Here is a 25389-nt window from a genome sequence, read left to right on the forward strand (position 1 = left end):
AATAAATGGCAAAAAAACCGGCAGCAGGGGCACCAGCATGGATGGCGACATTCGCCGATCTCATGTCGTTACTGCTTGTGCTTTTTGTGCTGTTGCTGACCTTTGCCGAAATGGATGTCGTCAAATACAAACAGATCGCAGGTTCGGTCAAAACCGCATTTGGTTTTAGCAAAGAAGATCAACTTGCCGGTGTTGTTGAACTTGACGGTTCGATCCTTGGCAAAGCCCTAAAACAGCCAAGCCCCGACACCCCGCGGGTGGTTTCCAGTATTCCGCCGGTCGAAACCCCTGATGTTGAAATCAAGGAAGGCGACAGCAAAGCCGAAAAAGCCGAGGCCCTTGAAGAAACCCTTGGCACGGTGCTGAAAAAAATGGGCATGGACGATCAAATCGGGGTCGAGCGCAAGGAAGGCGACGTTATTGTCCGCTTCCCCAACGAAATCGCCTTTCCATCGGGATCATCGGGCATGACCCCGGAATTTGCCGCAATCCTTAATCGCGTTGTCCCCGTCATCAATCAGACGGACGGTCAGGTGGTGGTTGCCGGCCATACAGACAACATCCCCGTGTCGTCCAATTCACCCTATATCTCGAACTGGGATTTGTCTGCTGCGCGGGCGACATCGGTATTGCATCATATGATTGATCAAAACGGTACCGATCCACGCCGCATGGTCGTGCAGGGTTACGGTGACAGCCGCCCGATTACGGAAAATTCAACCGCCGAAGGTCGCGCGCAAAACCGCCGCGTTGAAATCATCATTGAGATGATGGAAGACACAGGTCAAAATGACAGTCCCCTAAATGACAATCCGGGCAACAGTTTACCGACCAGTAATTTGCCCGGCCACGTAATGAAAACGGACGATCCGGCCGACACAGAAACAGAAGGCAGCAGCATCGAACCGGATAAGGCCCCGGCACGACGGCGCAGCTTCTCAATCCCCGGTCACAATTAGAAACAATCCTTAACCGGGCATGCCCGCCCTAACAACCCAAGGCAAATCTGGCCAAATGACGCGGTCCCCCAGAAAACTGTCTGTTCTGTATGCCGATTACAGCGAACGTAACATAGCTGCGGTCAAGGCCGCGCTTGAGCCGCTTGAACTGGCTGCCTTTCACAGCAGTGACAACCGCAATTCCGTGGTCGAAATGACCTGCGAATACCGCCCTGATGTAATTCTGATCGGTCTCAATCTGGATGGTCTGCGCGGAATTTCCACCATTCGGGAATTGCGCAACAGTGCGTCGGATGATGATCCGTTCTGCAATCAGGTTCCGGTATTACTGGGCGCCCCGAAACTGGATCGCCGCGCCATGCGTGAAGCGGTCGAAGCCGGTATCGAAGGCGTGTTTCGCCAGCCGATTGACAGCAACCGACTGCGCAAAATTGTTCAAACTGTCATCAAGACACCGCGCCGCTTTGTCTTTGAAGGCGACTATTTCGGCCCGGCGCGCGATGGCGATAAAAATTCGGAGCCATCGCGCAAAATCCGCCCAAAAGCCAACGCCCCAAAACAAAATATCCCGCCCGCAGAACCTGATAAACCATCCGATGGGCTTATGGCTGACACCCCGGAAACATCGCCTGATGACAAGGATAGCACAGTGGTGCGCGCGCCACGTCCGTCGCGATCCGTCACCATGAGGACAACAATCGCCGGAAAATCAAACGCCGCCGCATCCTTGCCACGCATGCCCACAAGAAAACCGATTGCCAAAAAAGAACCGTCGAATTTCGACCCTGAAGACCTGTTACCTGAACCGTCCAAAGCGGTAGAGGACAAATCGGCACTTGAAACCAAATCGGTTCTTGAAACCAATATTGATGCGGCTGTTTCCGCACGCGAAGCATTGGAAACCGAACCCGAACCCGCAACCGTCGAACCCCCATCCCCGGACGAGGTTCCCAATCCAACAGATACCAGCGTCGATGAAGAACTGGTCGAGATTGATCTGATGGAAGCGCTTCTGGCCCATCGCCTTTGGGTCGATAGCGGCGGCAAGGAGGGGGCCAAGATGGCAATCGAGCATGCGGATTTGCGCGATGCCGACCTCGAAGGGATCGATTTGACCCGGTGCAGCTTGCCCCATGTTTCGTTCCGAAATGCCAATTGCAAAAACGCGGTTCTGCGCCGCTGTAACATGACGGCTGCTGACTTTATTGGCAGCAACCTTGACCACGCCAATCTTGCCGTCAGTCGCCTTGCCGGGGCCCGGTTTACCGATGCCATCCTGCGCGGCACGGTATTTTTGGGATCGGATTTATCCGGCGCATCGTTCCAAGGCATGACGCTTTTGAATTGCGATCTTAGCGGATCAAATCTGACAAAAACCGATTTCCGTGATGCTGATTTATCGGGTGTGCGCGGCCTGTTTGCCGAACAAATCCAACGCGCCCGGGTCAATGCCAATACCCGCCTGCCCCGCGATATGAAGCTTAAGGGCTAACGCCTAGCGCCGCCCGAACATCTTTTCAATATCATGAAGCTTAAGCTCGACATAGGTCGGGCGGCCGTGATTGCACTGCCCCGAATGCGGGGTGGCTTCCATCTGACGCAACAGGGCATTCATTTCATCGGCATTAAGCTTGCGCCCTGACCGGACGGAGCCATGGCACGCCATGGTCGCGCAGACGTACATCAACCGGTCCTTAAGGGCCATGCCCTGCCCCATTTCAACAATTTCATCGGCAAGATCACGCACCAGACCGGCAACATCGACCTTGCCCAGCATGGCGGGGACTTCGCGCACGACCAATGCGCCGGGGCCAAATGGTTCAATCACAAGGCCAAGCTCGCCAAATTCTTCGGCGCGGTCCGCAACCCGTTCGGCAGATGCTTCGTCCATTTCAACGACTTCGGGCAACAGCAATCCCTGTCGCTTAACCCCGTTTTCGGCCAGATCAGCCTTCATCCGTTCATAGACAATGCGTTCATGGGCCGCGTGTTGATCAACAATCACCAGCCCGTCACGGGTCTGGGCAATGATGTAATTGGCATGGACCTGCCCGCGTGCCGCCCCCAGTGGATGATCGACAAACTTTGTTTCATCGGTCATATCGATGCGCGCGGATGGTGCGGCACTCGCATATCCACCGGCAAGCGCATGGGCCGCAGCGGCGGCAAAACCACCATTGCTGTCGACCACCCCACCGGCGAAATCCCGCCCGCGATCAAACAATCCGCCACCTGACGTTGGGGCCTGTGCGGCGTAATCGCGTTGAACATCGCCCGCACTGGGATGATTGGGCTGATAGGATCCGAAATTATAACCCGATGCCCCGCCCGATCCCGAACGCGACCCGCCATAAGGCAGTGACGGACCTTCGCCTTCGCGCCGGGCCGCCCCCAGCGCCATATCGGCCACGGTGGTTGATGCCCGGTGCCCGGCCGCAGCCAGCGCATGTTTAAGCGCGCCCACGATCAAACCACGCACCATACCCGGATCACGGAACCGGACCTCGGTCTTGCCGGGATGGACGTTGACGTCCACATCACGCGGTGACAATTCAAAAAACAGCGCCAGCAACGGATGGCGATCCCGTGCCAGGAAATCCTGATAGGCACCGCGCACCGCCCCTTGCAACAACCGATCCTTGACCGGGCGACCATTGACGAACAGGAACTGCATCTGGGCATTGCCGCGGTTTAAGGTCGGCACCCCGGCATAGCCAGTCAGGCGGATGCCTTCGCGCTCGGCCTCGATCTGCAATGCGTTATCCTGAAATTCACGCCCCATCACAGCGCCCAGCCGTTTCAGGCGCGCATCAAACAAATCCCCTTCGCAGGCGGGGTAATTCAAGATCGCTTTATTGTTATCCCCGCTAAGCGTGAAACCAACATCGGGACGCGCCATCGCCAGGCGATCCATGATTTCACGGGCATACATCTGTTCGGTCCGCGCGGTTTTCAGGAATTTCAGCCGGGCGGGTGTCGCATAAAAAAGATCGCGCACTTCAACGCGCGTGCCAAACGGATGAGCAGCGGGCTCAACCTCCCCTTTGGTCCCGCCTTCAATCAAAAGCGCCCAGGCATTTTCCGCCCCGCGCACCCGGCTGGTTAACCGCATGCGTGATACCGACCCGATCGATGGCAAGGCTTCACCGCGGAACCCCATGAAGGCAATGTTGAACAAATCGTCATCAGGCAGTTTTGATGTCGCATGGCGTTCAACCGCCAGGCTGAGTTCATCGGGCGTCATGCCTTTGCCGTCATCGGTGATCGACAACAATGTCCGCCCGCCATCGCGCAGATTAACATCGACGCGCGTCGCCCCGGCATCCAACGCATTTTCCACCAGTTCCTTCAACGCCGCAGCCGGGCGTTCGACCACCTCACCGGCGGCAATCTGATTGATCAGGTTCTGAGACAGGACGCGCAGGGTCATAAACGGGGATGCTCGTTTTTAAAAGTTATGTTTTGTGGTTGGCATGAACCTATCAAAGCACAAAGCGCGGCGAAATCCCTTTCACCGCGCTTTGGTATCTTTATCTGCACCAAAATTGAATTTGGTGCGTTTGCCTTACTTCGGCGTCACGTCAAAACCGAACCATTTATCTGACAGGCGTTTGATCGTGCCATCGGCTTTGGCTTCGCTAATCGCCTTGTCAAACATGTCACGCAAGTCGGTATCTTCCTTGCGGATACCAACCGAACTTCCGCGGCCGAGGAACCCGCGCTGGAAACGCGGACCCGATACAACCATGTCGCTGTTGCCTTCTTTGGCGGCTGCTGTCGACAGATAACCCATCGATGCCATGATCACATCAACACGCCCTGCCAGCAGATCAAGGTCATGCTGTTCAGTCGATTTGTATTCACGGATCGTTGCGGTATCGGCAAGGTATTTATCCAGGAAGATCGATGCAATCGACGCTGTCTGAACGCCGATAACTTTGCCCTTCAAAAGATCCTTGATATCAGCAACGGCTTTTTCGGCCCCCGGCAATTCGGTCTCAAGCGAGAAGACCTCGCCGGAATGGGGCATGTCTTCAAGCTCGCCACCGCGCAAAACAGCAAAGGTCTGGCCCGTGGTGCCATAGGACTGGCTGAAACTGATGACTTTTTCGCGCTTTTCGGTGGCCGACATACCGGCAATGATCGCATCGAATTTGCCCGCCAGAAGCCCGGGAATGATCCCCTCCCAACTGTGCGAGATCATCGTGCATTCGGCGTTCATCCGCGCACAAAGATCCTTGTACAGATCAATTTCATAGCCCGTGAGCGAGCCGTCTGGCAGGGTCGAATTCCACGGGGGAAACGCGCCCTCGGTGGCGATGGTGATATGTTTCCATTCTTTGGCTTCTGCCTGCCCGAAAAGGGCAAGGCCCATACAAAGTGTCGCTGCGAATTTTAAAATTTTCATCTTTGCCTCCATGATACGAAAATCGGATGTTTCACCCATTATTTTTCACCGCGTTTATCCCGCGATGAATTTTCTAAATCGTTCTGATTTGGATGCCCCGAAAACGTCTTCGGGACTTCCGTCTTCTTCGATCGTGCCCTTTTCAAGGAAAATGACCCGGTTCGAGACTTCGCGGGCAAATCCCATCTCGTGGGTCACCACCAACATGGTCCGGCCTTCATCGGCCAGTGCGCGCATCACCTTGAGCACTTCACCGACCAGTTCGGGATCAAGTGCCGATGTCGGTTCGTCAAACAGCATCACCGCCGGATGCATCGCCAGCACACGGGCAATAGCCGCACGTTGTTGCTGCCCGCCCGAAAGATGTGCCGGATAGGCATCGCATTTGTCATAAATGCCAACCTTGGCAAGAAATTCGCCCGCTTCTTCGCGGCATTCAGCCTCGGGGCGGCCCTGAACAAAAACCGGGCCTTCCATCACGTTTTCCAGAACGGTTTTGTGCGACCACAGATTAAAGTTCTGAAACACCATGCCGACGCTGGTTCGCAAACGGTTCAACTGGCCGATATCCGCCGGGACAAGATCACCGGTTTTACCGACCTTGGTGCGCACCGTTTCACCGCCGATGGTGATCGTGCCGCTGCTTGGTGCCTCAAGAAAATTGATGCAGCGAAGCAAGGTTGATTTTCCCGATCCCGACGATCCAAGGATCGAGACGACTTGTCCCTCGACCACGTCAAAGGTCAGCCCCTTAAGGACCTCAAGCCCGCCAAAATTCTTGTGCAGATCACCAATTTGCACCGCCGGTGCGGATGTCTCGGCGATATCCATGGGTATTGCTGAAACAGATGCAGACATCAGGCGGCTCTCCTTTGAACGGAACGGGTTGAACTATCAGTTCGGGTATGGCGCATCAGCCGCCGTTCAAGCATCGCCACCCCGCGTGACAGTACAAAATTGATCAGCAGGTAAAGCCCCCCGGCAACAAGGAAGACTTCGACAACACGATAGGTTTCGGCAATCATCTTTGCCGCGACGCCGGTGATTTCCATCATCGTGATGATCGATGCCAGCGAGGTCGCCTTGGTCAGCAGGATGATTTCATTGCCATAAGCCGGAAGGGCCTGACGAATGGCGAGTGGCAGGATGATGCGGCGATAGATCATCACGGTCGGCATGCCACAGCTTCGGGCAGCTTCGATCTGTCCTTTGGGAACCGATAACAGGCCCCCCCGCACGATCTGACTGCCATAGGCACCGGTATTGAACATCAACGCAAAAATCGCACACCAATACGGTTCCCGCAGCAAGGCCCACAAGAATGAGTGGCGGATAAAGTCAAATTGACCCATGCCGTAATAGATCAGGAAGATCTGCACCAAAAGCGGCGTACCGCGAATGACAAAGACATAGGCATCGGCAATCGCCCGCAAAACACGACTGTCGGAAAGCTGCATCAAGGCCGCCGTAACAGCAAAGATCACACCAAAGGCCGAGGCAATCAGGCTAAGCTGCAAGGTCAGCGGCACCCCACCGACAAGACGGATGAGGGCCTCATACATGAAAGCAAAATCGATCATCGCGTTCCCCTAACCCCGCGCGAAAAATACGCCTCGGAAAACCGGAAAACGCGGTTCGATACAAAAGTGATCACAAGGAACAGGATCGCGGCTGCCAGAAAGAAGGAAAAGGGTTCTCGTGTTGACCCCGCACCAAGCTGTGCCTGACGGACAAGCTCGACCAGACCGGTGACCGACACAAGGGCAGACTCTTTAAGCACCACCTGCCAGACATTGCCCAGACCGGGCAGCGCATATCGCAACAACAACGGCATGATGATCCGGCGAAACAACAGCATCCGTGACATACCGGTGGCTTTTGCGGCTTCGATCTCGCCCTGCGAAATCGCGCCGTATGCCCCCCGGAAGACTTCGGTATGTTGCGCGCCCGATGTAAAGCCGATTGCCAGCGCCCCGGCGGTAAAGCCCGGAAAACTGACGAACCCTTCGCCGCCAAAAAATTTATAGACCGCGGTCAGGGCCAGACTGCCGCCAAAATAAAACAGAAAGATCACCAAAAGATCAGGAATACCGCGCAAAACCGTGGTGTAGACTTCGGCCGCTACCCGGATCGGGCCGCGCCCCGAAATCTTGGCCCAGGCGCCAAAGGTCCCGATCACAGCGCCAAGGCTGAACCCGGCCAACGCCACCATAACCGTAACCCCGGCAGCAGTTATCAGCGCCCAGCCCCAGCCGTTTGGACCGAAATTCATCAAGTCAAAGAAACTTGCACCGGTCATCGGCCATTCCCCCCAACCCTTGCCATTACCCGATATCCTTTTTGATCACGGGCGGCTGTGTGATGGGCGGCATCACATCATCAGGGATCGGATTGATAAACGGACGGCCATCGCGACGCTTGGCAAAGTCGGCCTTTGCCGCATCAATCAATGCCGGATCACGGAACAAATCACTGGCGGTTGCCGCCATGACCTTGGCCGCATGGGTCATGCCCTTATGTGCCGCCGGGGATTTCCCCTGTGCGACAAGCTGCCATGAATGCCCCGGCGTTCCGATGGCATAGGTCGCACCGCGCATCTGAACGGTTGGCACAACCCAGCTAACCGTGCCGACATCGGTTGACCCGACATGGCGGCCATCCCCGTTTTCAGGCGGGAAAATAATATCGCATAACGGCACATCAAGTTTCACCGGCAAGCCAAACCGCGCATAGGCCGCCCGGATATCCTGTTCGGAAAGCGTGCTGCGAATTTCTTCGGCAAAGGCACGATCAGCCGCATCAAACTGTGGCGGGCCAAGGGCTTCGAGCTTGCGATACATTAACTGTTCAAGCGGCGTATTGCCGATCAGGTTCGCGTCCCCACTGACCACGTCATAGGAAACCGATGTTTCGGTCATCAAGGCCGCACCTTCGGCAATCTTCTTGACCCGTTCGACCAAACCGTGAAGTTCATCAAGTTCTCTGGCCCGGATCAGATAACGCACGGTGGCCTCGGCCTGAACCACATTTGGTGCAATTCCGCCGCCATTGATCATGGCATAATGGATGCGCGCGGTGCTGGGCATGTGTTCGCGCATATAGTTTGCGCCAACATTCATCAGTTCGACCGCATCAAGCGCGCTACGTCCCAGTTCCGGCGACGAAGATGCATGGGCGGCACGACCCTTGAAATGAAATTCAAGCTCGTTACACGCCAGCGAGATCGGGTTATTGATCCCGGCAAACGGGGCCGGATGCCATGAAATGGCGATATCGACATCATCAAAGGCACCTGAACGCACCAAAAACCCCTTGGACGATCCGCCTTCTTCGGCCGGGCAGCCGTAATAGCGCACCCGTCCGGGCAGTTTGGTCTGTAACAGGAAATCACGCACCCCAATCGCGGCCAGCATGGCGCCCGCACCAAGCAGGTTATGGCCACAGCCATGCCCGCTGGTTTCCCCCGGACGTTGCTGTTGGCGGGCAACGCCTGCTTCCTGACTTAACCCCGGAAGTGCGTCATATTCACCTAGAAACGCGATAACAGGGCCACCTTCACCGGCCTCGCCCATCACCGCAGTTGGAATATTTCCAACATTCTCGGAAACGCGAAATTCTTTATCGCGCAACATCGCTGCGTGGCAGGATGCACTTTCAAATTCCCGATAATTCAGCTCAGGCGTTTCCCACACCGTATCGGCCATGGCACATAAATCGGGCACGTGTTCTTCGACCATCGACCAGATTTCGTCGGTGTTTTGCATCTGCGCCATTCCTGTTTTTCCGTATCGAGAAATTCGTGTTATAAAATTGGCGCCAATTTTGGTGCATATTTTTGGAATGTAAAGGCCAAAAGCCAAATTTTGATGAAAAACATGCAATACGTGTAAATGCCGACTTTGCATGCATGCGTTGCTTGTTGGTTTCTTAAACCGGCGCGCTATAAAAGAACGGAAAGACGAAGGTGGGAAAAATGGACGATCACAACTCTGCAAGCACAGAACTTGTCGAACGCATTGCCAAAGACATCCAGGCAGGTACCTTTACACCGGGAAGCTGGCTGAAACAGGTTGAATTGCAACGGAAATATCAGGCATCACGCCCGATGATCCGCCTTGCACTGGATCGTCTGTCGCAAAAACGGATCATCCAGCATGCGCAAAATCGTGGCTATTATGTCCATGAAGGCGACGGCGATGAAGTCATGGAATTGCTTGATCTGCGCGCGATGATTGAATGCGCGGCGGCCCATCGGATCGTTGCCAATGCGACCGAAAAACATTGCGATACCCTTTATGCCCTAGCGCGCGATTTTGACGAAAAAACCGAAACCGGCAGCATATTGGAACAATACGAAGCCAATCTGATTTTCCACCGGGAACTGCTTTCACTTTCGGGGAATCTTCAGTTGGTCACCCTGATCGAAGACCTGCGTCATCGCATTCCGTCCGCCCCGGCGAGCCAATGGCAAACACGTGCCCGGGTCAAACAATCGAGCGCCGAACATTTTCAAATGGTCGAGGCCGTTTCACGACGCAGTGCAAATGATCTGGCCGATGTGATGCGAAAACATATCCTGCAAACAAAATAGCGGCCCGAACACTGCTGGGCCGCCATCGTTTATCCGTTCATATCAAAAAGACAGATCGCCTTCCGGCTTGCCGACCACTGTTACCGTCACATGCTCCGGTTCCAGCAATTCTTTGGCGACGCGGTTGACCTGATCAAGGGTGACCGCATCAACAAGGCTGTTACGCTTGTCCAGGAAGTCCATGCCCAGATCTTCCATCTGCATCCCCACCAGCATGCCAGACAGATTGCCAAGGCTGGTAAATCGCAGCGGGAACGCCCCGGTCAAATAGGACTTGGCGTTATCAAGCTCTTGCTGCGTAACGCCCTTGTCCTTCATTTTCTGCCATTGCTGGCCAATGATCGACAGGCTTTGCCCCACCGCATCATTGCGCGTCGCAACCCCGCCCATCATCATCTCGGCCTTGTCCATATCGGCCAGATAACTATAAACGCCATAGGCAAGCCCGCGTTTTTCGCGCACTTCCTCGGTCAGGCGCGATGAAAAACCGCCACCGCCCAGAATGTAGTTCATGACATAGGCGGCATAGAAATCAGGTGCCTTGCGCGAAATGCCCTTTTGGCCCCAGATCGCCTGACTTTGCGGGATATCCTGTGTGATAACTTCGATCCCGCCAAATTTCGGCGTAACATCGGGGATGGTTGGCAGGTCGCTTTTTGCGGGCAAACTTCCAAATGCTTCGTCAAGCAACGGGCCAAGTTCCGCAGCGGTGATATCACCGGCAACCCCGATCACCAGATTATCGCGCGCCATGGCATTGCGGACAAATGTACGAAAATCATTGGCATTCAATGATTTGACCGTTTCAATCGTTCCTGAAACCGAATTTGCATAAGCATGATCGCCAAAGATCGATTTGAAGAACGCCCGGCTGGCAATATCGCCCGGATCATTTTCGCTGCGTTTAAGCCCACCGATAACCTGCGAACGAATGCGTTCAACTGCTTCGTCATCAAAACGCGGTTCTGACAATGACAACCGCAAAAGATCAATTGCCGTGTCGCGTTCACGCGTCAATGTCACCATCGACCCGCCAAAATCATCGCGACCGGCATCAAATGAAATGCTGATCGATCGGTCTTCCATTTCGGTGCGGAAGGTCTGGCTATCCATGGCACCAGCCCCTTCGTCGATCAGGCCAGACACCATATTGGCAAGCCCGGTTTTGCCCGACGGATCAGTCGCAGCCCCGGCCCCCTTAAAGGTAAAGTCCATGGTCAAAAGCGGGTTCAGGTGATCTTCGATTAGCCATGCGGTAATGCCGCCATCCGAAACCACTTCCTGCACCTCGACCGCGAGGGCCTGCCCGGCAAAGGCCGTCATCAACAAGGCAGCCGATGTCAGCCCCATCAAGGTTATGCGCATCTGTGTCACGCAACGAAGCATCGGGCGAACCACCGGAATTGTTTTTGCACTATAACTCATGATCAATTCACCTCCTGCTCGCCGGTGACCGGTGCCGCCGGCATACCATTGGTCGGACCGCCTTCGGGCGGCTGCAACCAGCCGGTGACAGAACGTTTGTCATCAAACACCGCCTTGGCCGCGGCGTTAATCTGTTCGACCGTAACGGCATTAATCCGTTCCGGCCAGCTTTCCACCTGATCAACGCTTAACCCGACGGCCAAGGCTTCGCCCAATGACCGGGCGGCAGCCGAAAGGGAATCACGGGCAAAAACCGCACTGTCCAAAAGCTTTTGCTTGGCGCGGGCAAGTTCGTCTTCGGTCACGCCATTTTCCACGACCTTGGCGATCTCGGCATTGACGGCCTTTTCAAGATCGGCCAGTTCGACGCCATCGCGCGGCACCGCGTAAAGGCCAAAGCTTGCCAAATCAACCGCAACCGGATCATAGAAAGTCCCGGCACTGGTCGCGATGGATTGATCGACAACAAGGGACCGGAAAAACCGGCTGGTCGTACCCGATCCAAGGATTTCGCTGAGCACTTCAAGCGGGGCGGCCTGATCGGCATTTTCGCTGTTATAGGACGGTGCAAGGTAATAGCGCGACATAGATGCCTGTCCGACGCGCGGATCGGTCAGGGTTACCTTGCGCGGGGCATGCTGGGTCGGTTCCTTGACCCGGTGACGGGTTGACACATCACCCGCCGGGATAACGCCGTAATATTTTTCGGCCAGCGGTTTAAGCTCGGCCATGGTGATGTCACCGGCCACCACCAGAATGGCATTATTGGGTGCATACCATTTACGATAAAATGCCAGCGCATCCTCGGTCGAAAGCGTTTGCATTTCATTGAGCCAGCCAATGATCGACCGGCCATAGGGATGCGCCATATAAAGCGATGCCCGTATCTGTTCGCCCAGCAACGCACCGGGATTGTTATCAATCCGCGACCGGCGCTCTTCGATGATCACATCCCGTTCAGGCAAAACCACATCATCGGAAAGCTGCAAGTTCCGCATCCGGTCGGCTTCCATGCCCATGACCATTTCAAGCCGGTCACGTGCGATATTTTGGAAATAGCCGGTATAATCCCAACTGGTGAACGCATTATCGTTGCCGCCATTGCGCGCAACAATCTTGGAAAAGTCACCGGGCGCAATATCCTTGGTGCCCTTGAACATCAGATGTTCAAGAAAATGCGCAATCCCCGAAACGCCTTCGGTCTCGTCGGCCGAGCCAACCTTGTACCAAACCATATGGCTGACCACGGGCGCACGGTGGTTTTCCACCAGCACGACCTGCATGCCATTATCAAGGGTCATGGTTTGCGGGCTAAAGACCGCCGCCTCGGCAAGATGCGGACTTATGATCAACATCATTGCGGTCAACAGGCCAATCGGCCCGCGCGCAAAAACGGAAATCGGGGATCGGGTCGGAAATGTCATTACGTCATCCCAATGCTTGATGCAGGATCGCCAAAGAAGAAGAAGCGATAGAAATGCGATACCATGCTGACGATAACAGGCCGGGTGCCTGTGCAACACGGCATCGGACAAGCTTTTGATTAAGAACTGAATATGACAGAACAAGGGCGCGGAATGACCGCGCCCCTTGATAATTCAAATTTTGGTCTATTTCCGGTAATTCTCACTGGAATGTGACCGCAATATCGCGTCTGACGACTAGAAGATATCTTCCAGCCAGCCTTTCTGACGGCGTTCGATCACCGGTGTTTCACCTTCGGAAACCGACTCACCTAATGCCTGCTGATCGCGAATGCGCTTGGCTTCGGCTTCGGGGTCAACCTGGGCGCCAAATTCCGGCTTGTCCTGCCAGAAGATCAGCTTGTCGACAACGCTGTCGCTTTCTTCGATAAAGATCGATGTTTCCCGATCAACCGTACTGCGGATTGTCGGATCGGCAAATTGTGCGCCCGATTTCGACAACAGGGCAACCTGACCCTGACTGCGATTACCATCCGTGATGTCACGTTTGACCCCATTCGGATCTTCGCCGGTCAAAATACGACGGGCCTGATCGGTGACCGTACCGGTCTGCGGACGAGACGCACCGGGTTCGGGCACACGCAGGGTAAAATCAGGCGGCAAACTTAGCGGCGCACGCGACACAACCTGAAATTCGTCCGGGGCTGTTTTGTTCAGGCCAAATGTTTCGCGCGTGGATTCACAGCCCGAAACGCCAAACGCAAGACCGCCCAGCAGCGCAACTTTGAAAATCGATGTCGTTAGTTTTCGGGACATTGATGCCTCTTTGCCACTCGGTATCCGATAACGTATATCACCGGATCAAAATTTACCTGGATGATTTTTTACCGCCAAACAGGGAATCAATCAACAACAGTGCAGCCCCAACCGTGATTGCACTGTCTGCAATATTAAAGACCGGCCAATGATAACCCGCAACATGCAGGTCAATAAAGTCCGTAACCGCCCCGTGGCGCAACCGATCAATCAGATTACCAACCGCCCCGCCAACCACCAGCGCCAGCGCAATGCCAAGCATCCCATCCCGTGTCCGCCACATCCAGATCAGGAAACCAAGCGTGATCGCCGATGTCGCGGCAATCATCACCCAAGGTGCCTGTCCCTGAAACAATCCGAACGACACGCCCGGGTTCCACGCCAAAAGAAAGTTCATGAACGACGTAACTTCGATCACCCGATGCGGGTTCGACAATTCGTCAATCGCAATCTGCTTGGTCCACTGATCAAAGCCAAAGACCACCGCTATGACGATCAGCCCAAAGACAAAGGCACGATGTTTCATCAACACTCTTTCTGTCTTGCCATACCTGACCCTGCCAAACCGGCAGGGTCAAACAGGCAAATCCAAATCAGAACCGGGCTGCCTTATTTTGCAGCCGCAATTCCCATTTCATCAACCGCATCCGCACAACGCAGGCATACGGTTTTATGTTCGCCGTGGCTGCCAACTTCGGGCAGGGTCTGCCAGCAACGTTCGCATTTCTCGCCATCGGCCAGTGCCGGAACAACCCCAACGCCAGCAACCTCTTCAAGGGTGTAAGCCCCCTCTGGCGCATCGCCCGTGATCAGTTCGACATCAGATGTGATGGCAATTTCGGCAAGATTAAGGTCCACAAGTGCTTCGACATATTCCGCCGTGGCATAGACCTTAGGCGCCGCATCAAGGCTTGCGCCAATGCGTTTTTCCGCCCGCTCAAGTTCAAGCGCCCCGGTCACAACGCGGCGAAGCTTGCGGATTTTTTCCCATTTGGCAGCCAGCGCATCGTCTTTCCAGCCATCGGAAACCGTATTAAAGGTTTGCGAATGGACCGAGCTTTCCGCCCCATAGCGTGCCCGCCATGCTTCATCCGCGGTAAAGCACAGAACCGGTGCCAACCAGCGCACCAGACTGTCAAACACACGATCCATAACGGTGCGTGCCGCACGACGTTTGGCACTGCTTGGCGCGTCGCAATACAGCGCGTCCTTGCGGATATCGAGGTAAAATGCCGACATATCAAGCGCACAGAAGTTATGCAGTTCGATGAACATGGAATGGAAATCGAAATCAGCGGCTGTTTTGCGCACCACGTCGTCAAGCCTGCTTAGGCGATGCAAGACCCAGCGTTCAAGTTCTGGCAATTGATCATCGGCAATTTTTTCGGCATCGGTAAAGCCGTCAAGATTGCCCAGCAAGAAGCGCAGTGTATTGCGCAAACGACGATAGATATCGGAATGACGATCAATGATTTCATGGCTGATCCGCAGATCATCATGATAATCCGAGCTTACCACCCACAAACGCAAGATATCCGCGCCGAGCTTATTGATAATGTCATTTGGCGCAATCACGTTGCCCAATGATTTCGACATCTTGCGGCCCTTGCCATCAAGAACGAAACCATGGGTCAAAACCGCGTCATAGGGTGCACGGCCGCGCGTACCGCACGATTCTAACAATGATGAATGGAACCAGCCGCGATGCTGATCCGATCCCTCAAGATACAGATCAGCCGGCCATTTAAGGTCCTGACGTTCTTCAAGAACAAAGGCATGAGTTGATCCAGAATCAAACCACACATCAAGAACATCCGTGACCTGTTCGTAATCATCGGCATTGTAATCATCGCCAAGGAAACGTTGGGCATCCCATGTGAACCATGCATCAGCGCCTTCTTCGCAGAACGCGTCATAGATACGGTTCAGCACGGCCTGATCACGCAACGGTTCGCGGGTTTGCTTATTGACAAACACCGTGATCGGAACGCCCCAGGCGCGCTGGCGCGACACACACCAATCAGGACGGTTGGCAATCATCGAATGCAAACGGTTGCGACCGGCCTCTGGGATAAAGCGGGTATCGTCAATCGCCTTAAGGGCGGTATCGCGCAGACCGTTTTCGGTCATCGAAATGAACCATTGCGGGGTGGTGCGATAGATCACCGGGGCTTTTGAACGCCATGAATGCGGATAGGAGTGCTTAAGACGGCCACGGCCCAAAAGCGCACCGACCTCAACCAGCTTGGCAATCACGGTCTCATTGGCGTCGGCTTCTTTGCCATTGGCGTCATAGATCGCCTTACCGGCAAACAACGGCACATGCGGGTAATATGTCCCATCCGCATCGACCATTTCCGGGATTTCAAGACCGTATTTCAGACCGGTGATGTAATCGTCCGGGCCATGGGTCGGGGCGGTATGAACAAAGCCCGTACCGGTATCAGTCGTGACATAATCAGCCGCCAACAACGGCACGTCAAAATCATAGCCCTGACCACGGAACGGATGGGCGGCAATCGTGCCTTCAAGATCCGAACCCTTAAAGCTTGCGACAACCTTATGACCGGTGATGCGGCCACTTTTGCAGACGTCATCAATCAAGGTTGGGCACAGGGCGATTTTCTCGCCGACCACGGCCCATGATTCTTCGGCTGTTTCCGTGACTTCAATCACCACATAATCGATATCCGCACCATAAGAAACCGCACGGTTGCCCGGAATGGTCCAAGGTGTCGTTGTCCAGATCAGGATGGTCGCATCTTTGAGCGCCTCAACCGTGGTTTTAACCACCGGGAAGCGCACATGGATGGTCTTGCTGGTGTGATCGTCGTATTCGATCTCGGCCTCGGCCAGTGCGGTCTTTTCGACCACCGACCACATCACCGGTTTCGATCCGCGATACAACGAACCATTCATCAGGAACTTGCCAAGTTCGCGCGCAATCGATGCCTCGGCCTTGTAATCCATAGTGACATAGGGATTGTCCCAGTCGCCCATCACGCCAAGACGTTTGAATTCCTCGCGCTGGATATCAAGCCATTTCTGGGCGAACTCACGACATTCGCGACGGAATTCGGCAATCGGAACATCGTCCTTGTTCTTGCCCTTGGCGCGATATTGTTCTTCGATCTTCCATTCAATCGGAAGCCCGTGACAATCCCAGCCCGGAACGTAAACCGCATTCTTGCCCAGCATCTGCTGTGAACGGGTGATCACGTCTTTCAGGATTTTGTTCAGTGCATGACCGATATGAAGATGACCATTGGCATAGGGCGGGCCATCATGAAGAACAAACATGTCACGATCGGCCGAAATACCGCGAATTTTGCCGTAGAGATCCTCGTCTTTCCACTGCTCAAGCAGCTTGGGCTCCATCTTCGGCAATCCCGCCCGCATCGGGAAATCGGTCTTGGGCAGGATAACGGTCTTTTTATATTCGACACTCATCGTGACGGTCCTGTCGTCTTTAAACACATTACAAGGGCGAACCCCCACTGATACCGGCTACCCTTCAAAAGGCGCGCGGATCATAACGGGTTCCCCGACAAATTCAAATCTTGCGCAGAATCTCTTTGGCAGCAATCACATCCGCAGCGATTTGGGCTTTAAGTGCATCAAGCCCGTCGAACTTCTGTTCGCCCCGGATAAAGCCGTGCAAACGCACGCGAACACGACGGCCATAGATGTCCTGATCGAAATCGAACAGGTGGGCTTCAAGCCCGGCATCCGCATCCCCGCCAAAGCTGGGGCGCACGCCAATATTTGCGACTCCGTCGATCCAGCGATCAACAATTTCACTATTTTCGTCCGATATCAGGCCAAGCCGAACGGCATAAACACCGTATTTCGGACGCAGGTGATTGCCAAGCGCCACATTGGCCGTCGGGAATCCGATGGTCCGGCCGCGCTGATCACCCTTGATCACCACACCGGCCACTTCCCACGGGCGCCCCAGCAAATGGGTCGCATCCTGTGGGCGGCCATCGCGCAGTGCCTGGCGAATGGCGGTCGATGAATACACAATGCCGTTGTCATGGGTCACCGGTTCAACCGCTGTAACCCCAAAACCGGATTTCTCACCAATTTCACGCAACAGATCGACATTGCCTGCCCGGCCCTTGCCAAAACAGAAATCCCAACCGACCACGATATGGCGCGCGCCAAGGCCCTTGACCAGAATGCACTCGATGAATTCTTCGGCGCTCATGGCGGCAAAATCGCGATCAAACTCGGCCTCGAAAAACAGATCGATATTCAGATCAGACGCCGCCGTCACCCGATCATCCGCCGAGGTCAGGCGAAATGGCGGATCATCGGCGCGAAACAGCATCCGGGGATGGGGTTCGAACGTCAAAATGCCCAGCGGTGCATCAAGGTCGCGCGCAATCTGCCGTGCATGATCAAGCACCGTCTGATGCCCCAGATGCAATCCGTCAAAATTGCCAATCGCAACGACCGCACCGCGTGCGTCATCTTTTAGATTGTCAAAAGATCGAAAAACGCGCATTCGCGCTGGTCTCTCTCTTTTTGCTCGTCACCATGCTGGCAGATCGCATATCCGCACAGTCCAGCGGGCAGCTATAAATCGCCCAAGCCCAAAGCGTAAAGACTTTTCCGCGAAAAAGCGTCCGGAAACAGGACCGCCCCCAACAATCTGGAACGTTTCCTGATCTAAATGCTGGCGCGCTACATATCGCGCCAGCGCCTCTTTTGCGGTGAATCAGCTCAGGATACGGCGCGCGATGGCACCATCACCATGGCCTCACCGGAAATCACGCATTGGTCGCCAACATAACAATTGGTTTCCAAAACAACCCGTTTCTTCGCGGCAATAATATCAAGCACGGTCACACGCGCGGTGACGGTATCACCAATCCGCACCGGCACCTTGAACTGCAAACTCTGCGACAGGTAAATCGTACCCGGCCCCGGAAGGCGCGTGCCCAGCACGGTGGAAATGAAACCGGCCGACAACATGCCATGGGCAATGCGGCCTTCAAACATCGTGGTTTTTGCATATTCCTGATTAAGATGGACCGGATTGGTATCGCCGGATAATCCGGCGTACATCACGATATCGGTTTCAGTTACGGTTTTGGCATAGCTTCCGACCATACCGACCTCAATATCCTCAAGATACAGCCCTTCCAGTCCACTCAACTCTCTCATTTCCTGAATTTCCTTGCCTGTTTGCATCACTGCGTCTGACTTGTGATTTATTTTTGCGGCGCAGCATTCGCAATATTATTTCGTGTTTTTCTTTTTCAGCAATGAATAATTGGTTGAACATCACAAATTCACAGGCTTGCCATACGACGTTCACCTGCCCAAATGGGGCTTTCACCCAATCCCGTCCCGGTGCAAACTGCAGATAGAAAACCCGATAAAACAATAAAACACAGGAACCGGCCATGAATGCGACCAATGCTGACATCTATGAAATCGCCATGGGCCGATGGAGCCGCCGTCTATCGCGCAACTTCCTTGATTTTGTTGCCGCCCCGTCCTGTGGGTCGCTGATTGATGTTGGCTGTGGCACCGGCAGCCTGACACTGGCCGCGGCCACCCGTTATCCGAACGCACATGTTGTTGGTGTTGATCTAATACCCGATTATCTGGCCGAGGCCCTTTTGGGCGCCGCCCCCAATGTCCGTTTTGAGACCGGCGACGCCAGCAAATTGCCTTTTGCCGATGACAGTTTCGATACCGCCTTTTCGCAATTGCTGCTGAACGATCTGGATGGTCCGGCGGGGGCTGTTTCGGAAATGGTCCGCGTGACAAAGCCAAACGGGCGGATTGCGGCCAGTGTCTGGGATCGTCAGGGCGGCCTGTCCTTTATTCGCATGTTTCTGGATGCGGCGGCGGTTCTGGCCTATCCGGCCGGGGACGCCTTGCGCAGCCAAATCTTTGACATCCCCTATCAAAGCGAAGACGCCCTGTTTGACCTTTGGTCGGATGCCGGGTTGCGCGATGTTGATACCACCACGCTTTCCATCCGCATGGATTTCCTTGATTTCGAAGATTACTGGCAGTCGCTTCTCGGCGCACACAGCCTGATCCGTGACTTTTTCACCCAGCTTGATCCGGAAATTGCCCTGCAAGTGCGCACCGCAACCGAACGGGCCTATCTGGGGGGCAAAAATGATGGCCGCCGGTCCCTTGTTGCATCGGCCATGGCGGTGCGTGGTTTCGTTGGGGAATAGGCGGATATTTTCTTCGGAAATCTGGCCAAATATGCGTAACACACCACCCAGACACAGCGGCTAGGCGTCATCATCATCCGCTGTTTCCAGACGGATTAGGACCATGCCGGTTGATGCCACCTCAAACAAAGTGGCGTCCCGCAACCGAACATCTGCACCATCACCAAGCGTCCAATACCGCGCACCGGGATACCGGCGCATGCCGCGCTCCGTCATGATTTCAAGCATATAGCGCCACGCCGTAACCTGAACCACATCACCGTTTTCATCGACACAGTCAAAGCTTTCCAGTCGATGTGAAACCGGCGCGTCTGTTTCTGCCATCACGTTTTTCTGCGCTTTCTGCGCTTTCTGCGCTTTCTTCCCTTGCCCCATGCCATACCCTGCACCAATCACGGCTGACGAAAGGGCAGCCATAAAACACCCCAAAGACTTTGGCTGCGTTTGTCGCGGAATTCTTCAAGCCCGATCTGCATGTCGTGATCATTGGTTTTGGTGTGATCGACATAGCTGACAAATAACCGGTCCCAAACCGATAGGATATTTCCATAATTGCTGTTGGTTTCGTTCATCAGGATGGAATGATGTACCCGGTGCATATCCGGCGTCACAATCACCCGGCGCAACAATCGGTCAAACCCGCCCGGCAAATGAACATTGCCATGATTAAACAGGGCAAAACCGCTGAGCATGCTTTCATAAATCACCACCGCCCAGGGATCAGCCCCCAAGGCAATCACAAAAAACGATTTATACAGGGCGGATGCCAGAATTTCGAACGGATGAAAGCGTATGGCGGTCGAGACATCAAACTCGGTATCGCAATGATGCACCCGATGAAACCGCCAAAACAGCGGCACGATATGGGTCAGGCGGTGCTGCCAATATATCGCACAATCAAGCGCGACAATCGCAATCAGCCCGCCCAGAAAACCACCATGCCATCCCGACAGACCAACAAGGTTGATCAATCCCCATCCCTGCTGCTGGGCTAAAACAGCCGATGCAATCATCGCCGCCCCAACAGTAAAACGGGTCAGCCCCGCGCCCAGCAACAGCAAGCCGAAATTGGTCAGCCAGCGCATCGGACGGCGCACCGCAGTCGCCGGGCGATAGGGTGCGATGGCTTCCCACAATGCCATCACGGCAAGGATAGCCGCAAAAATCCCCAGTCTGAGTAATCCGGCCTGATGATCCATCTTGTCCCTGTCGCAATGCGTGTTTCACTGATCTGCAACGCGCCGATGTCAAACTGTGCCAACCTGCACCGCTTGAAACGGGTTCAATCAATTGTATCGGTTCCGTCCCAAAGGTCATAGCCGATCATATTGAAACAGAACAGTACTTTGCCCATCGCAAGTCCATCACCATTATGTTAGATGAAAGATGTATTCAGGCATAAGCCCTGTCCGAAACGGATCCAAAATCAATTTTCGGCGGGCACCGGCAGGAGGATTTTATGGCTCAGGCGACAGGACGTTTTACGGCAATTCTATTCGGGGCGCTGTGCCTCGTGCCGTTCGCGACCGACGCCCGTGCTGATGGTCCACCGTTTGATCTTCCGGTCGATTGCCCCTATGGCCAATGTGATGTGGTCCATTATGTCGATCACGATCCCGGTCCCGAAATACGTGATTTTGCCTGTGGCACCACCACCTATGAAGGCCATCGCGGCACCGACTTTTCCATCCCTGACGAAGCCGCCATGATCGGCGGTGTGGCGGTCAACGCCGTTGCGGCGGGAACCGTCATTGCCACCCGTGACGGGGTCGAAGATATCGATGCCGGACGTCTGCTTGGCGATAGCCTTAAGGGCATTGAATGTGGCAATGGCATTCTGATCAATCATGATGACGGCTGGCAAAGCCAGTATTGCCACCTGCGTCGCGGATCACTTACGGTCAAAAAGGGCGACCGGGTTGAACGGGGTCAGTCGATTGGCCTGATCGGCATGTCGGGTCAGGCAACTTTCCCGCATCTGCATTTCAATCTGCGCAAGGATAACCAACTGGTCGATCCGTTCAGTGGCACCATGATGGGCGCGTCCACGCCACAAGATTGCAATGCCGATAACGCGGTTCTGTGGTCAAAATCGGCACAGGATCAGATGGCCTATCGCGCGATCACGCTATATGCCTTTGGCTTTTCACCAGCCAAACCAAATGCCACCGATATCAAGCGCGGCTATGGCAAAAGCAGCGAACTGCCCGCCACCAGCCCCGGCCTGTTTTTCTGGGCCTATCTGATCGGGGCCAATAATGGCGATGTCATTCGTTTGCGGCTGGATGGCCCCAAAGGCGTTGGCGGCCATAAAGATTTCACCATCAATGTTGATGACGATAACGGCCCGCGCGCCAAGTGGTTTTATGTCAATGTCAACCGCCCCGGCGACCGTTGGCCAGCCGGTGCCTATCGCGGCGAGGTCACCTTTACCCGCCCCGGACAGCCCCCCAAGGAAATCGGCATCACCGATCTTTCCATTCGTTAGGTCGGCCGCATGCCTCATCGTCAGGTACCCCAAATCCGGGACGACATGGAACTTTCACAGTTGCCGCCGGCTTGTGTTTCCCCGGTCCCATGCCTGTCTCTTGCAGCGCAATATTTCAATATGAAGGGGGAATCGGCGGCAACCGTTTTGGTTTTCAGTGCCGATTCTGACGTTTTTTATGCGGCGCACCATCAACCTCTGATTATCTGTGACAAAAATCAGCACAGAAAAGGGTACTTTTTCCATCAGGTTGAAAGTTTTTTGACGTTTTTATGTGAACGGCCCTTGTATCAGGGCTGGTTGCCTGCATATATTTCACCTGTGCGCCATACGGTGCATTGAAAAATACCTGTCATAAGACGGAGTAACTATGATGAATAAGCGCAAAGCCGTTGCTATCGCCGTTGCCCGTGAACAGCAGATTGCCCGTTCGATGGAAATCCTGTTTGCCGGTACAATTTTGGCTCTGATCGCATCGCTTCTGGTCCTCTGACCCTTTCGAACGCGCTTCATCATTTACCGGCCGTTACCCAATTGGGATAACGGCCCCCAAGGTTCAAGAACATCTTCATGAACAACCGCCGCCTTTTCATTGGTGCCATTACGCGAATTACCAGCCCGGTGGTCTGAGGACCCCGGGACGTGCCTGTTCGCCTTTTGGATACAATGAAAATGTGTGTGCATTGTCATGACCGATCATGCCTATCTCGCGCCGCTTGAAAGCGCGCAACCGACCAAATCCGTATATTGTTTCGCTGTTCACGCCGCCGCAGAACCCGATGTAATGCCGCGCGTGCTCGAACAGTTTGCCAAACGCAATCTGATCCCGGCCAGTTGGCATTCAACCGTTGCCGATAGCCATACCGGGTTTGACGAACTTCAAATCGACATCCAGATCCAGCAGCTTGAAACCAAAATGGCCGAGCATATCGCGCGGTGCCTGCGTCAGATTGTCCATGTGAACACGGTGCTGACGTCGGAAAAAGGCTATTCAAACTCGGCCCTTGGCGCTTAAGCCCGGGACGCTTACTGTGGCGGGATCACGGGTTGCAGGATAAAACATCCTCAACCCGCCCAGCCGACGGAGCAAGTCTTGAGCTATCTTGATCATATCAACGCCTGCAATAATGCCGATCCAACGCGCTATGCCCCGTTTCAGATTGCGGGCAATGTCATTGGTGCCCTGCGCCCCGAATTCGCCAACGCCCTTGTTGGCACCGGCCCTGATTTCAGGCGCGATGACGACGGTATTTTTGGCTTTGCGCCGCATGTCACCACCCTGCAAGATCGCAACACCGCCCTTGCAACGGCGGCATCGATCCTGCGCGATCAGGGGGTGATTACGCGTTTGCACGGCGAACAGTTTGATATCCGTCCCTCGCTTGGCCATGACCCGTTGTGTCAGTTGGATCGTTCGGCAATGCCCTATTTCGGGCTCCGGTCCTGGGGCGTTCACATGAATGGCTATGTTCGCAAGGCCGATGGCATCCATATGTGGATTGCGCACCGCGCCAAGGAAAAACCGAACTATCCCGGCATGCTTGATAATATGGTCGCGGGCGGGCAACCGGCCGGTCTTGGCTTTCTTGAAAACATGATCAAGGAATGCGCCGAAGAAGCCGACATTCCCGATCATCTGGCCCAACACTTAAAACCGGTCGGGACCGTTTCCTATTTGCATGAAACGATTGAGGGCATCAAACCCGATGTGATGGTCAATTTCGATCTGGAATTGCCAACGGACTTCACCCCGCGCTGCGCCGATGGCGAGGTCGAACGTTTTGAACTTCTGCCTTTGGCCGAGGTTGCAAAAACGGTACGTGACGGATTTGAATTTAAATTCAACTGTGCGCTGGTAATTATTGATTTCCTGATCCGGCACGGTTTTCTAACCGCCGATAACGAACCGACCTATTGCCAGCTCACCACCGGGTTACACCGTGACATCCAGCTCTAAAGGCTCGGCAGGGTCAGGAACTCGCTATTGCTTGGACGAATGATCACCCATAAAGGCACCGACCGCCATCAGGGTTAGCTTGGCACGCAGTTCCGGATCCAGCTTGTCCAGATCTTCCTGCTTGTCACGTATCGCGCTCAGAGCTTCTGAAATCAGCTTGGCACGATCTTCGTCTACAGGGGCGGGCATCTTGCTTTTCTTTTTACCAATCTTGGCATCGGCAGCTTCCAATGCCTTTATGGTCGCCGCCTGCGGATTGCCAGATACCTCGGTCAAGGTTTCCGCAAGCGCCTGTGCGCGGGCCTCGTCAAAGGACATCCCGTCTTCCTGATGGGCCATAGTACGGTCTTCAATACGCCGGGCTTTCTTGGCCTCGGCCGCAGTACGGGTTGCCATATCTGAATCACGGATTTGCAAAGATTGCGCATCGCCATAGGCCTTAAGGGCCTCTCGTCCGCGTTTTCCGACGAAAACACGCAGCAACGTCTCCTTAAGCATTCCCATCCGTTATTCCCGTCTGGTTTGGCCCACCTGGCATGGCCCGTCTGGTTTTGATGACCTTATTATACAAGACAATCATTATGCACCCAAAGGGTTTCAAAATCATTGCCTCCCGATCATTGGGGAATTTCCCAATGATTTATATATGTTGCGCGACGCGCCCTTCTTCAATCGCCAGAATATACCCCACCAGCGCCTCGCAATCCGCCGTGCCGAGATGGTCAAGATCAAAGACGAAATCAACATTTTCGCGTGCCGGGTCATCGGTTTTGCCGACGATGCCAAACTTGACATATTCCGCATCAATGGCCGCCAGTGACGATATCAAGCCGGCAACACTGACACGATCCTCCGCATCCATCGAAACCCGGACCAACACCAGAATATCGGCATCACAATCAATCACCTGACGCGCAATTGACTGGGCATCGGAATTTCTGGGCGCGATATCAACATCGAACCCGCCATCGGCAAACAGCGTCGCCACATGTTTGCAATAGCGTTCTTCCACCGACGAGGCCGTCGCCACAAGCAATCGGGGATGGCGACCTTCCATTTCGGCAAAGCGGGCAAGATTGTTCGCAAGTTCAGGAGACGTCATAACACCTCACAGA

At 54.6% G+C, this 25389-nt stretch carries 27 protein-coding genes; 9 read left to right on the top strand and 18 right to left on the bottom strand.

What is annotated here, in order from left to right; genetic code table 11:
* Positions 1 to 5: 5 nt before the first annotated feature.
* Together TALK_RS15975 and TALK_RS15980 are read left to right on the top strand one after the other, a co-directional pair.
* On the top strand, positions 6 to 959 hold the full coding sequence (locus tag TALK_RS15975) for an OmpA family protein (protein ID WP_085620147.1): 954 nt from the start codon (positions 6 to 8) through the stop codon (positions 957 to 959).
* 55 nt (positions 960 to 1014) lie between these two features.
* Complete coding sequence (locus tag TALK_RS15980) at positions 1015 to 2451, top strand: pentapeptide repeat-containing protein (protein WP_169715053.1); 1437 nt, start codon at positions 1015 to 1017, stop codon at positions 2449 to 2451.
* A gap of 3 nt (positions 2452 to 2454) precedes the next feature.
* Here the strand turns inward: TALK_RS15980 and mutL are convergent, their stop codons facing one another.
* From mutL to TALK_RS16010, 6 genes are all read right to left on the bottom strand, one after another.
* Positions 2455 to 4389 (bottom strand): DNA mismatch repair endonuclease MutL, encoded by a 1935-nt coding sequence (mutL, locus tag TALK_RS15985; protein ID WP_085620149.1) that lies wholly within the window; start codon positions 4387 to 4389, stop codon positions 2455 to 2457.
* A gap of 135 nt (positions 4390 to 4524) precedes the next feature.
* Positions 4525 to 5367 (bottom strand): transporter substrate-binding domain-containing protein, encoded by an 843-nt coding sequence (locus TALK_RS15990; RefSeq protein ID WP_211274833.1) that lies wholly within the window; start codon positions 5365 to 5367, stop codon positions 4525 to 4527.
* Between the two features lie 54 nt (positions 5368 to 5421).
* Positions 5422 to 6225: an ABC transporter ATP-binding protein gene (locus TALK_RS15995; protein ID WP_211274834.1), complete on the bottom strand. Its 804-nt coding sequence runs from the start codon at positions 6223 to 6225 to the stop codon at positions 5422 to 5424.
* Positions 6225 to 6947 carry an ABC transporter permease gene (locus TALK_RS16000; RefSeq protein WP_339859705.1) on the bottom strand — a complete coding sequence of 241 codons (723 nt, stop codon included), beginning with the start codon at positions 6945 to 6947 and terminating at the stop codon, positions 6225 to 6227. Before TALK_RS16000 ends, TALK_RS15995 begins: the two co-directional genes overlap by 1 nt.
* Entirely contained in the window at positions 6944 to 7666 is a 723-nt protein-coding gene (locus tag TALK_RS16005) for an ABC transporter permease (RefSeq protein ID WP_085620150.1), read from the bottom strand. The genes TALK_RS16000 and TALK_RS16005 overlap by 4 nt, the downstream gene beginning before the upstream one ends.
* Positions 7667 to 7691: 25 nt before the next feature.
* Positions 7692 to 9140: a M20 family metallopeptidase gene (locus TALK_RS16010; RefSeq protein WP_425444025.1), complete on the bottom strand. Its 1449-nt coding sequence runs from the start codon at positions 9138 to 9140 to the stop codon at positions 7692 to 7694.
* 200 nt (positions 9141 to 9340) lie between these two features.
* Here TALK_RS16010 and TALK_RS16015 point away from each other — a divergent pair, with 200 nt between their 5' ends.
* Complete coding sequence (locus tag TALK_RS16015; RefSeq protein ID WP_085620151.1) at positions 9341 to 9958, top strand: GntR family transcriptional regulator; 618 nt, start codon at positions 9341 to 9343, stop codon at positions 9956 to 9958.
* Between the two features lie 42 nt (positions 9959 to 10000).
* Here the strand turns inward: TALK_RS16015 and TALK_RS16020 are convergent, their stop codons facing one another.
* From TALK_RS16020 to TALK_RS22135, 8 genes are all read right to left on the bottom strand, one after another.
* Positions 10001 to 11383: a M16 family metallopeptidase gene (locus tag TALK_RS16020; RefSeq protein WP_085620152.1), complete on the bottom strand. Its 1383-nt coding sequence runs from the start codon at positions 11381 to 11383 to the stop codon at positions 10001 to 10003.
* Between the two features lie 2 nt (positions 11384 to 11385).
* Positions 11386 to 12807 carry a M16 family metallopeptidase gene (locus TALK_RS16025; protein WP_085620192.1) on the bottom strand — a complete coding sequence of 474 codons (1422 nt, stop codon included), beginning with the start codon at positions 12805 to 12807 and terminating at the stop codon, positions 11386 to 11388.
* Positions 12808 to 13044: 237 nt separating this feature from the next.
* On the bottom strand, positions 13045 to 13623 hold the full coding sequence (locus TALK_RS16030; RefSeq protein WP_085620153.1) for a DUF3035 domain-containing protein: 579 nt from the start codon (positions 13621 to 13623) through the stop codon (positions 13045 to 13047).
* A gap of 52 nt (positions 13624 to 13675) precedes the next feature.
* On the bottom strand, positions 13676 to 14149 hold the full coding sequence (lspA, locus tag TALK_RS16035; RefSeq protein ID WP_085620154.1) for a signal peptidase II: 474 nt from the start codon (positions 14147 to 14149) through the stop codon (positions 13676 to 13678).
* A gap of 83 nt (positions 14150 to 14232) precedes the next feature.
* Positions 14233 to 17073, bottom strand: a complete 2841-nt coding sequence (gene ileS / locus TALK_RS16040; RefSeq protein WP_085620155.1) for an isoleucine--tRNA ligase — start codon at positions 17071 to 17073, stop codon at positions 14233 to 14235.
* A 103-nt stretch (positions 17074 to 17176) separates the two neighbouring features.
* Positions 17177 to 18133: a bifunctional riboflavin kinase/FAD synthetase gene (locus TALK_RS16045; protein WP_085620156.1), complete on the bottom strand. Its 957-nt coding sequence runs from the start codon at positions 18131 to 18133 to the stop codon at positions 17177 to 17179.
* Between the two features lie 218 nt (positions 18134 to 18351).
* The gene (locus TALK_RS16050; RefSeq protein WP_211274835.1) at positions 18352 to 18795 is read right to left on the bottom strand and encodes a MaoC family dehydratase; all 444 of its coding nucleotides are present in this window, start codon (positions 18793 to 18795) and stop codon (positions 18352 to 18354) included.
* Positions 18758 to 19060 carry a hypothetical protein gene (locus TALK_RS22135; protein ID WP_169715050.1) on the bottom strand — a complete coding sequence of 101 codons (303 nt, stop codon included), beginning with the start codon at positions 19058 to 19060 and terminating at the stop codon, positions 18758 to 18760. The genes TALK_RS16050 and TALK_RS22135 overlap by 38 nt, the downstream gene beginning before the upstream one ends.
* Here TALK_RS22135 and TALK_RS16055 point away from each other — a divergent pair.
* On the top strand, positions 19038 to 19829 hold the full coding sequence (locus tag TALK_RS16055; protein ID WP_085620157.1) for a class I SAM-dependent methyltransferase: 792 nt from the start codon (positions 19038 to 19040) through the stop codon (positions 19827 to 19829). The two genes, TALK_RS22135 and TALK_RS16055, sit on opposite strands and share 23 nt — an antisense overlap.
* 60 nt (positions 19830 to 19889) lie before the next feature.
* On the opposite strand, the gene TALK_RS16060 is transcribed toward TALK_RS16055, so the two are convergent.
* Together TALK_RS16060 and TALK_RS16065 are read right to left on the bottom strand one after the other, a co-directional pair.
* The gene (locus tag TALK_RS16060; protein ID WP_139833858.1) at positions 19890 to 20246 is read right to left on the bottom strand and encodes a hypothetical protein; all 357 of its coding nucleotides are present in this window, start codon (positions 20244 to 20246) and stop codon (positions 19890 to 19892) included.
* On the bottom strand, positions 20222 to 21028 hold the full coding sequence (locus TALK_RS16065) for a sterol desaturase family protein (protein ID WP_085620159.1): 807 nt from the start codon (positions 21026 to 21028) through the stop codon (positions 20222 to 20224). The genes TALK_RS16060 and TALK_RS16065 overlap by 25 nt, the downstream gene beginning before the upstream one ends.
* Positions 21029 to 21288: 260 nt before the next feature.
* On the opposite strand from TALK_RS16065, the gene TALK_RS16070 reads away from it, so the two are divergent.
* The 5 genes from TALK_RS16070 to TALK_RS16085 all read left to right on the top strand — a co-directional run bounded on the left by TALK_RS16070 (position 21289) and on the right by TALK_RS16085 (position 24274).
* Positions 21289 to 22317, top strand: coding sequence for a M23 family metallopeptidase (locus TALK_RS16070; RefSeq protein WP_085620160.1), 1029 nt, complete (start codon positions 21289 to 21291; stop codon positions 22315 to 22317).
* 45 nt (positions 22318 to 22362) lie between these two features.
* Positions 22363 to 22659 carry a hypothetical protein gene (locus TALK_RS16075; RefSeq protein ID WP_085620161.1) on the top strand — a complete coding sequence of 99 codons (297 nt, stop codon included), beginning with the start codon at positions 22363 to 22365 and terminating at the stop codon, positions 22657 to 22659.
* A gap of 28 nt (positions 22660 to 22687) precedes the next feature.
* On the top strand, positions 22688 to 22810 hold the full coding sequence (locus tag TALK_RS22360; protein ID WP_281251304.1) for a hypothetical protein: 123 nt from the start codon (positions 22688 to 22690) through the stop codon (positions 22808 to 22810).
* A gap of 195 nt (positions 22811 to 23005) precedes the next feature.
* Complete coding sequence (locus TALK_RS16080) at positions 23006 to 23332, top strand: hypothetical protein (RefSeq protein WP_085620162.1); 327 nt, start codon at positions 23006 to 23008, stop codon at positions 23330 to 23332.
* A 78-nt stretch (positions 23333 to 23410) separates the two neighbouring features.
* A complete protein-coding gene (locus TALK_RS16085; RefSeq protein WP_085620163.1) occupies positions 23411 to 24274 on the top strand; it encodes an NUDIX hydrolase in 864 nt (287 codons plus the stop codon).
* 24 nt (positions 24275 to 24298) lie between these two features.
* Here TALK_RS16085 and TALK_RS16090 read toward each other — a convergent pair whose 3' ends face one another.
* Complete coding sequence (locus TALK_RS16090; protein ID WP_085620164.1) at positions 24299 to 24778, bottom strand: hypothetical protein; 480 nt, start codon at positions 24776 to 24778, stop codon at positions 24299 to 24301.
* Positions 24779 to 24914: 136 nt separating this feature from the next.
* Positions 24915 to 25376, bottom strand: a complete 462-nt coding sequence (locus TALK_RS16095) for a methylmalonyl-CoA mutase (protein WP_085620165.1) — start codon at positions 25374 to 25376, stop codon at positions 24915 to 24917.
* Between the last annotated feature and the right edge of the window lie 13 nt (positions 25377 to 25389).

It is taken from the genome of Thalassospira alkalitolerans (assembly GCF_002115745.1).
GTDB lineage: Bacteria > Pseudomonadota > Alphaproteobacteria > Rhodospirillales > Thalassospiraceae > Thalassospira > Thalassospira alkalitolerans.

Excerpts from the sequence above, each read along its gene's own strand:
- TALK_RS15975 (WP_085620147.1), top strand. The coding sequence starts at position 6 with ATGGCAAAAAAACCGGCAGCAGGGGCACCAGCATGGATGGCGACATTC.
- TALK_RS15980 (WP_169715053.1), top strand. The coding sequence starts at position 1,015 with ATGACGCGGTCCCCCAGAAAACTGTCTGTTCTGTATGCCGATTACAGC.
- mutL (WP_085620149.1), bottom strand. The coding sequence starts at position 4,389 with ATGACCCTGCGCGTCCTGTCTCAGAACCTGATCAATCAGATTGCCGCC.
- TALK_RS15990 (WP_211274833.1), bottom strand. The coding sequence starts at position 5,367 with ATGAAAATTTTAAAATTCGCAGCGACACTTTGTATGGGCCTTGCCCTT.
- TALK_RS15995 (WP_211274834.1), bottom strand. The coding sequence starts at position 6,225 with ATGTCTGCATCTGTTTCAGCAATACCCATGGATATCGCCGAGACATCC.
- TALK_RS16000 (WP_339859705.1), bottom strand. The coding sequence starts at position 6,947 with ATGATCGATTTTGCTTTCATGTATGAGGCCCTCATCCGTCTTGTCGGT.
- TALK_RS16005 (WP_085620150.1), bottom strand. The coding sequence starts at position 7,666 with ATGACCGGTGCAAGTTTCTTTGACTTGATGAATTTCGGTCCAAACGGC.
- TALK_RS16010 (WP_425444025.1), bottom strand. The coding sequence starts at position 9,140 with ATGGCGCAGATGCAAAACACCGACGAAATCTGGTCGATGGTCGAAGAA.
- TALK_RS16015 (WP_085620151.1), top strand. The coding sequence starts at position 9,341 with ATGGACGATCACAACTCTGCAAGCACAGAACTTGTCGAACGCATTGCC.
- TALK_RS16020 (WP_085620152.1), bottom strand. The coding sequence starts at position 11,383 with ATGAGTTATAGTGCAAAAACAATTCCGGTGGTTCGCCCGATGCTTCGT.
- TALK_RS16025 (WP_085620192.1), bottom strand. The coding sequence starts at position 12,807 with ATGACATTTCCGACCCGATCCCCGATTTCCGTTTTTGCGCGCGGGCCG.
- TALK_RS16030 (WP_085620153.1), bottom strand. The coding sequence starts at position 13,623 with ATGTCCCGAAAACTAACGACATCGATTTTCAAAGTTGCGCTGCTGGGC.
- lspA (WP_085620154.1), bottom strand. The coding sequence starts at position 14,149 with ATGAAACATCGTGCCTTTGTCTTTGGGCTGATCGTCATAGCGGTGGTC.
- ileS (WP_085620155.1), bottom strand. The coding sequence starts at position 17,073 with ATGAGTGTCGAATATAAAAAGACCGTTATCCTGCCCAAGACCGATTTC.
- TALK_RS16045 (WP_085620156.1), bottom strand. The coding sequence starts at position 18,133 with ATGCGCGTTTTTCGATCTTTTGACAATCTAAAAGATGACGCACGCGGT.
- TALK_RS16050 (WP_211274835.1), bottom strand. The coding sequence starts at position 18,795 with ATGAGAGAGTTGAGTGGACTGGAAGGGCTGTATCTTGAGGATATTGAG.
- TALK_RS16055 (WP_085620157.1), top strand. The coding sequence starts at position 19,038 with ATGAATGCGACCAATGCTGACATCTATGAAATCGCCATGGGCCGATGG.
- TALK_RS22135 (WP_169715050.1), bottom strand. The coding sequence starts at position 19,060 with ATGTCAGCATTGGTCGCATTCATGGCCGGTTCCTGTGTTTTATTGTTT.
- TALK_RS16060 (WP_139833858.1), bottom strand. The coding sequence starts at position 20,246 with ATGGCTGCCCTTTCGTCAGCCGTGATTGGTGCAGGGTATGGCATGGGG.
- TALK_RS16065 (WP_085620159.1), bottom strand. The coding sequence starts at position 21,028 with ATGGATCATCAGGCCGGATTACTCAGACTGGGGATTTTTGCGGCTATC.
- TALK_RS16070 (WP_085620160.1), top strand. The coding sequence starts at position 21,289 with ATGGCTCAGGCGACAGGACGTTTTACGGCAATTCTATTCGGGGCGCTG.
- TALK_RS16075 (WP_085620161.1), top strand. The coding sequence starts at position 22,363 with ATGGAACTTTCACAGTTGCCGCCGGCTTGTGTTTCCCCGGTCCCATGC.
- TALK_RS22360 (WP_281251304.1), top strand. The coding sequence starts at position 22,688 with ATGATGAATAAGCGCAAAGCCGTTGCTATCGCCGTTGCCCGTGAACAG.
- TALK_RS16080 (WP_085620162.1), top strand. The coding sequence starts at position 23,006 with ATGACCGATCATGCCTATCTCGCGCCGCTTGAAAGCGCGCAACCGACC.
- TALK_RS16090 (WP_085620164.1), bottom strand. The coding sequence starts at position 24,778 with ATGGGAATGCTTAAGGAGACGTTGCTGCGTGTTTTCGTCGGAAAACGC.
- TALK_RS16095 (WP_085620165.1), bottom strand. The coding sequence starts at position 25,376 with ATGACGTCTCCTGAACTTGCGAACAATCTTGCCCGCTTTGCCGAAATG.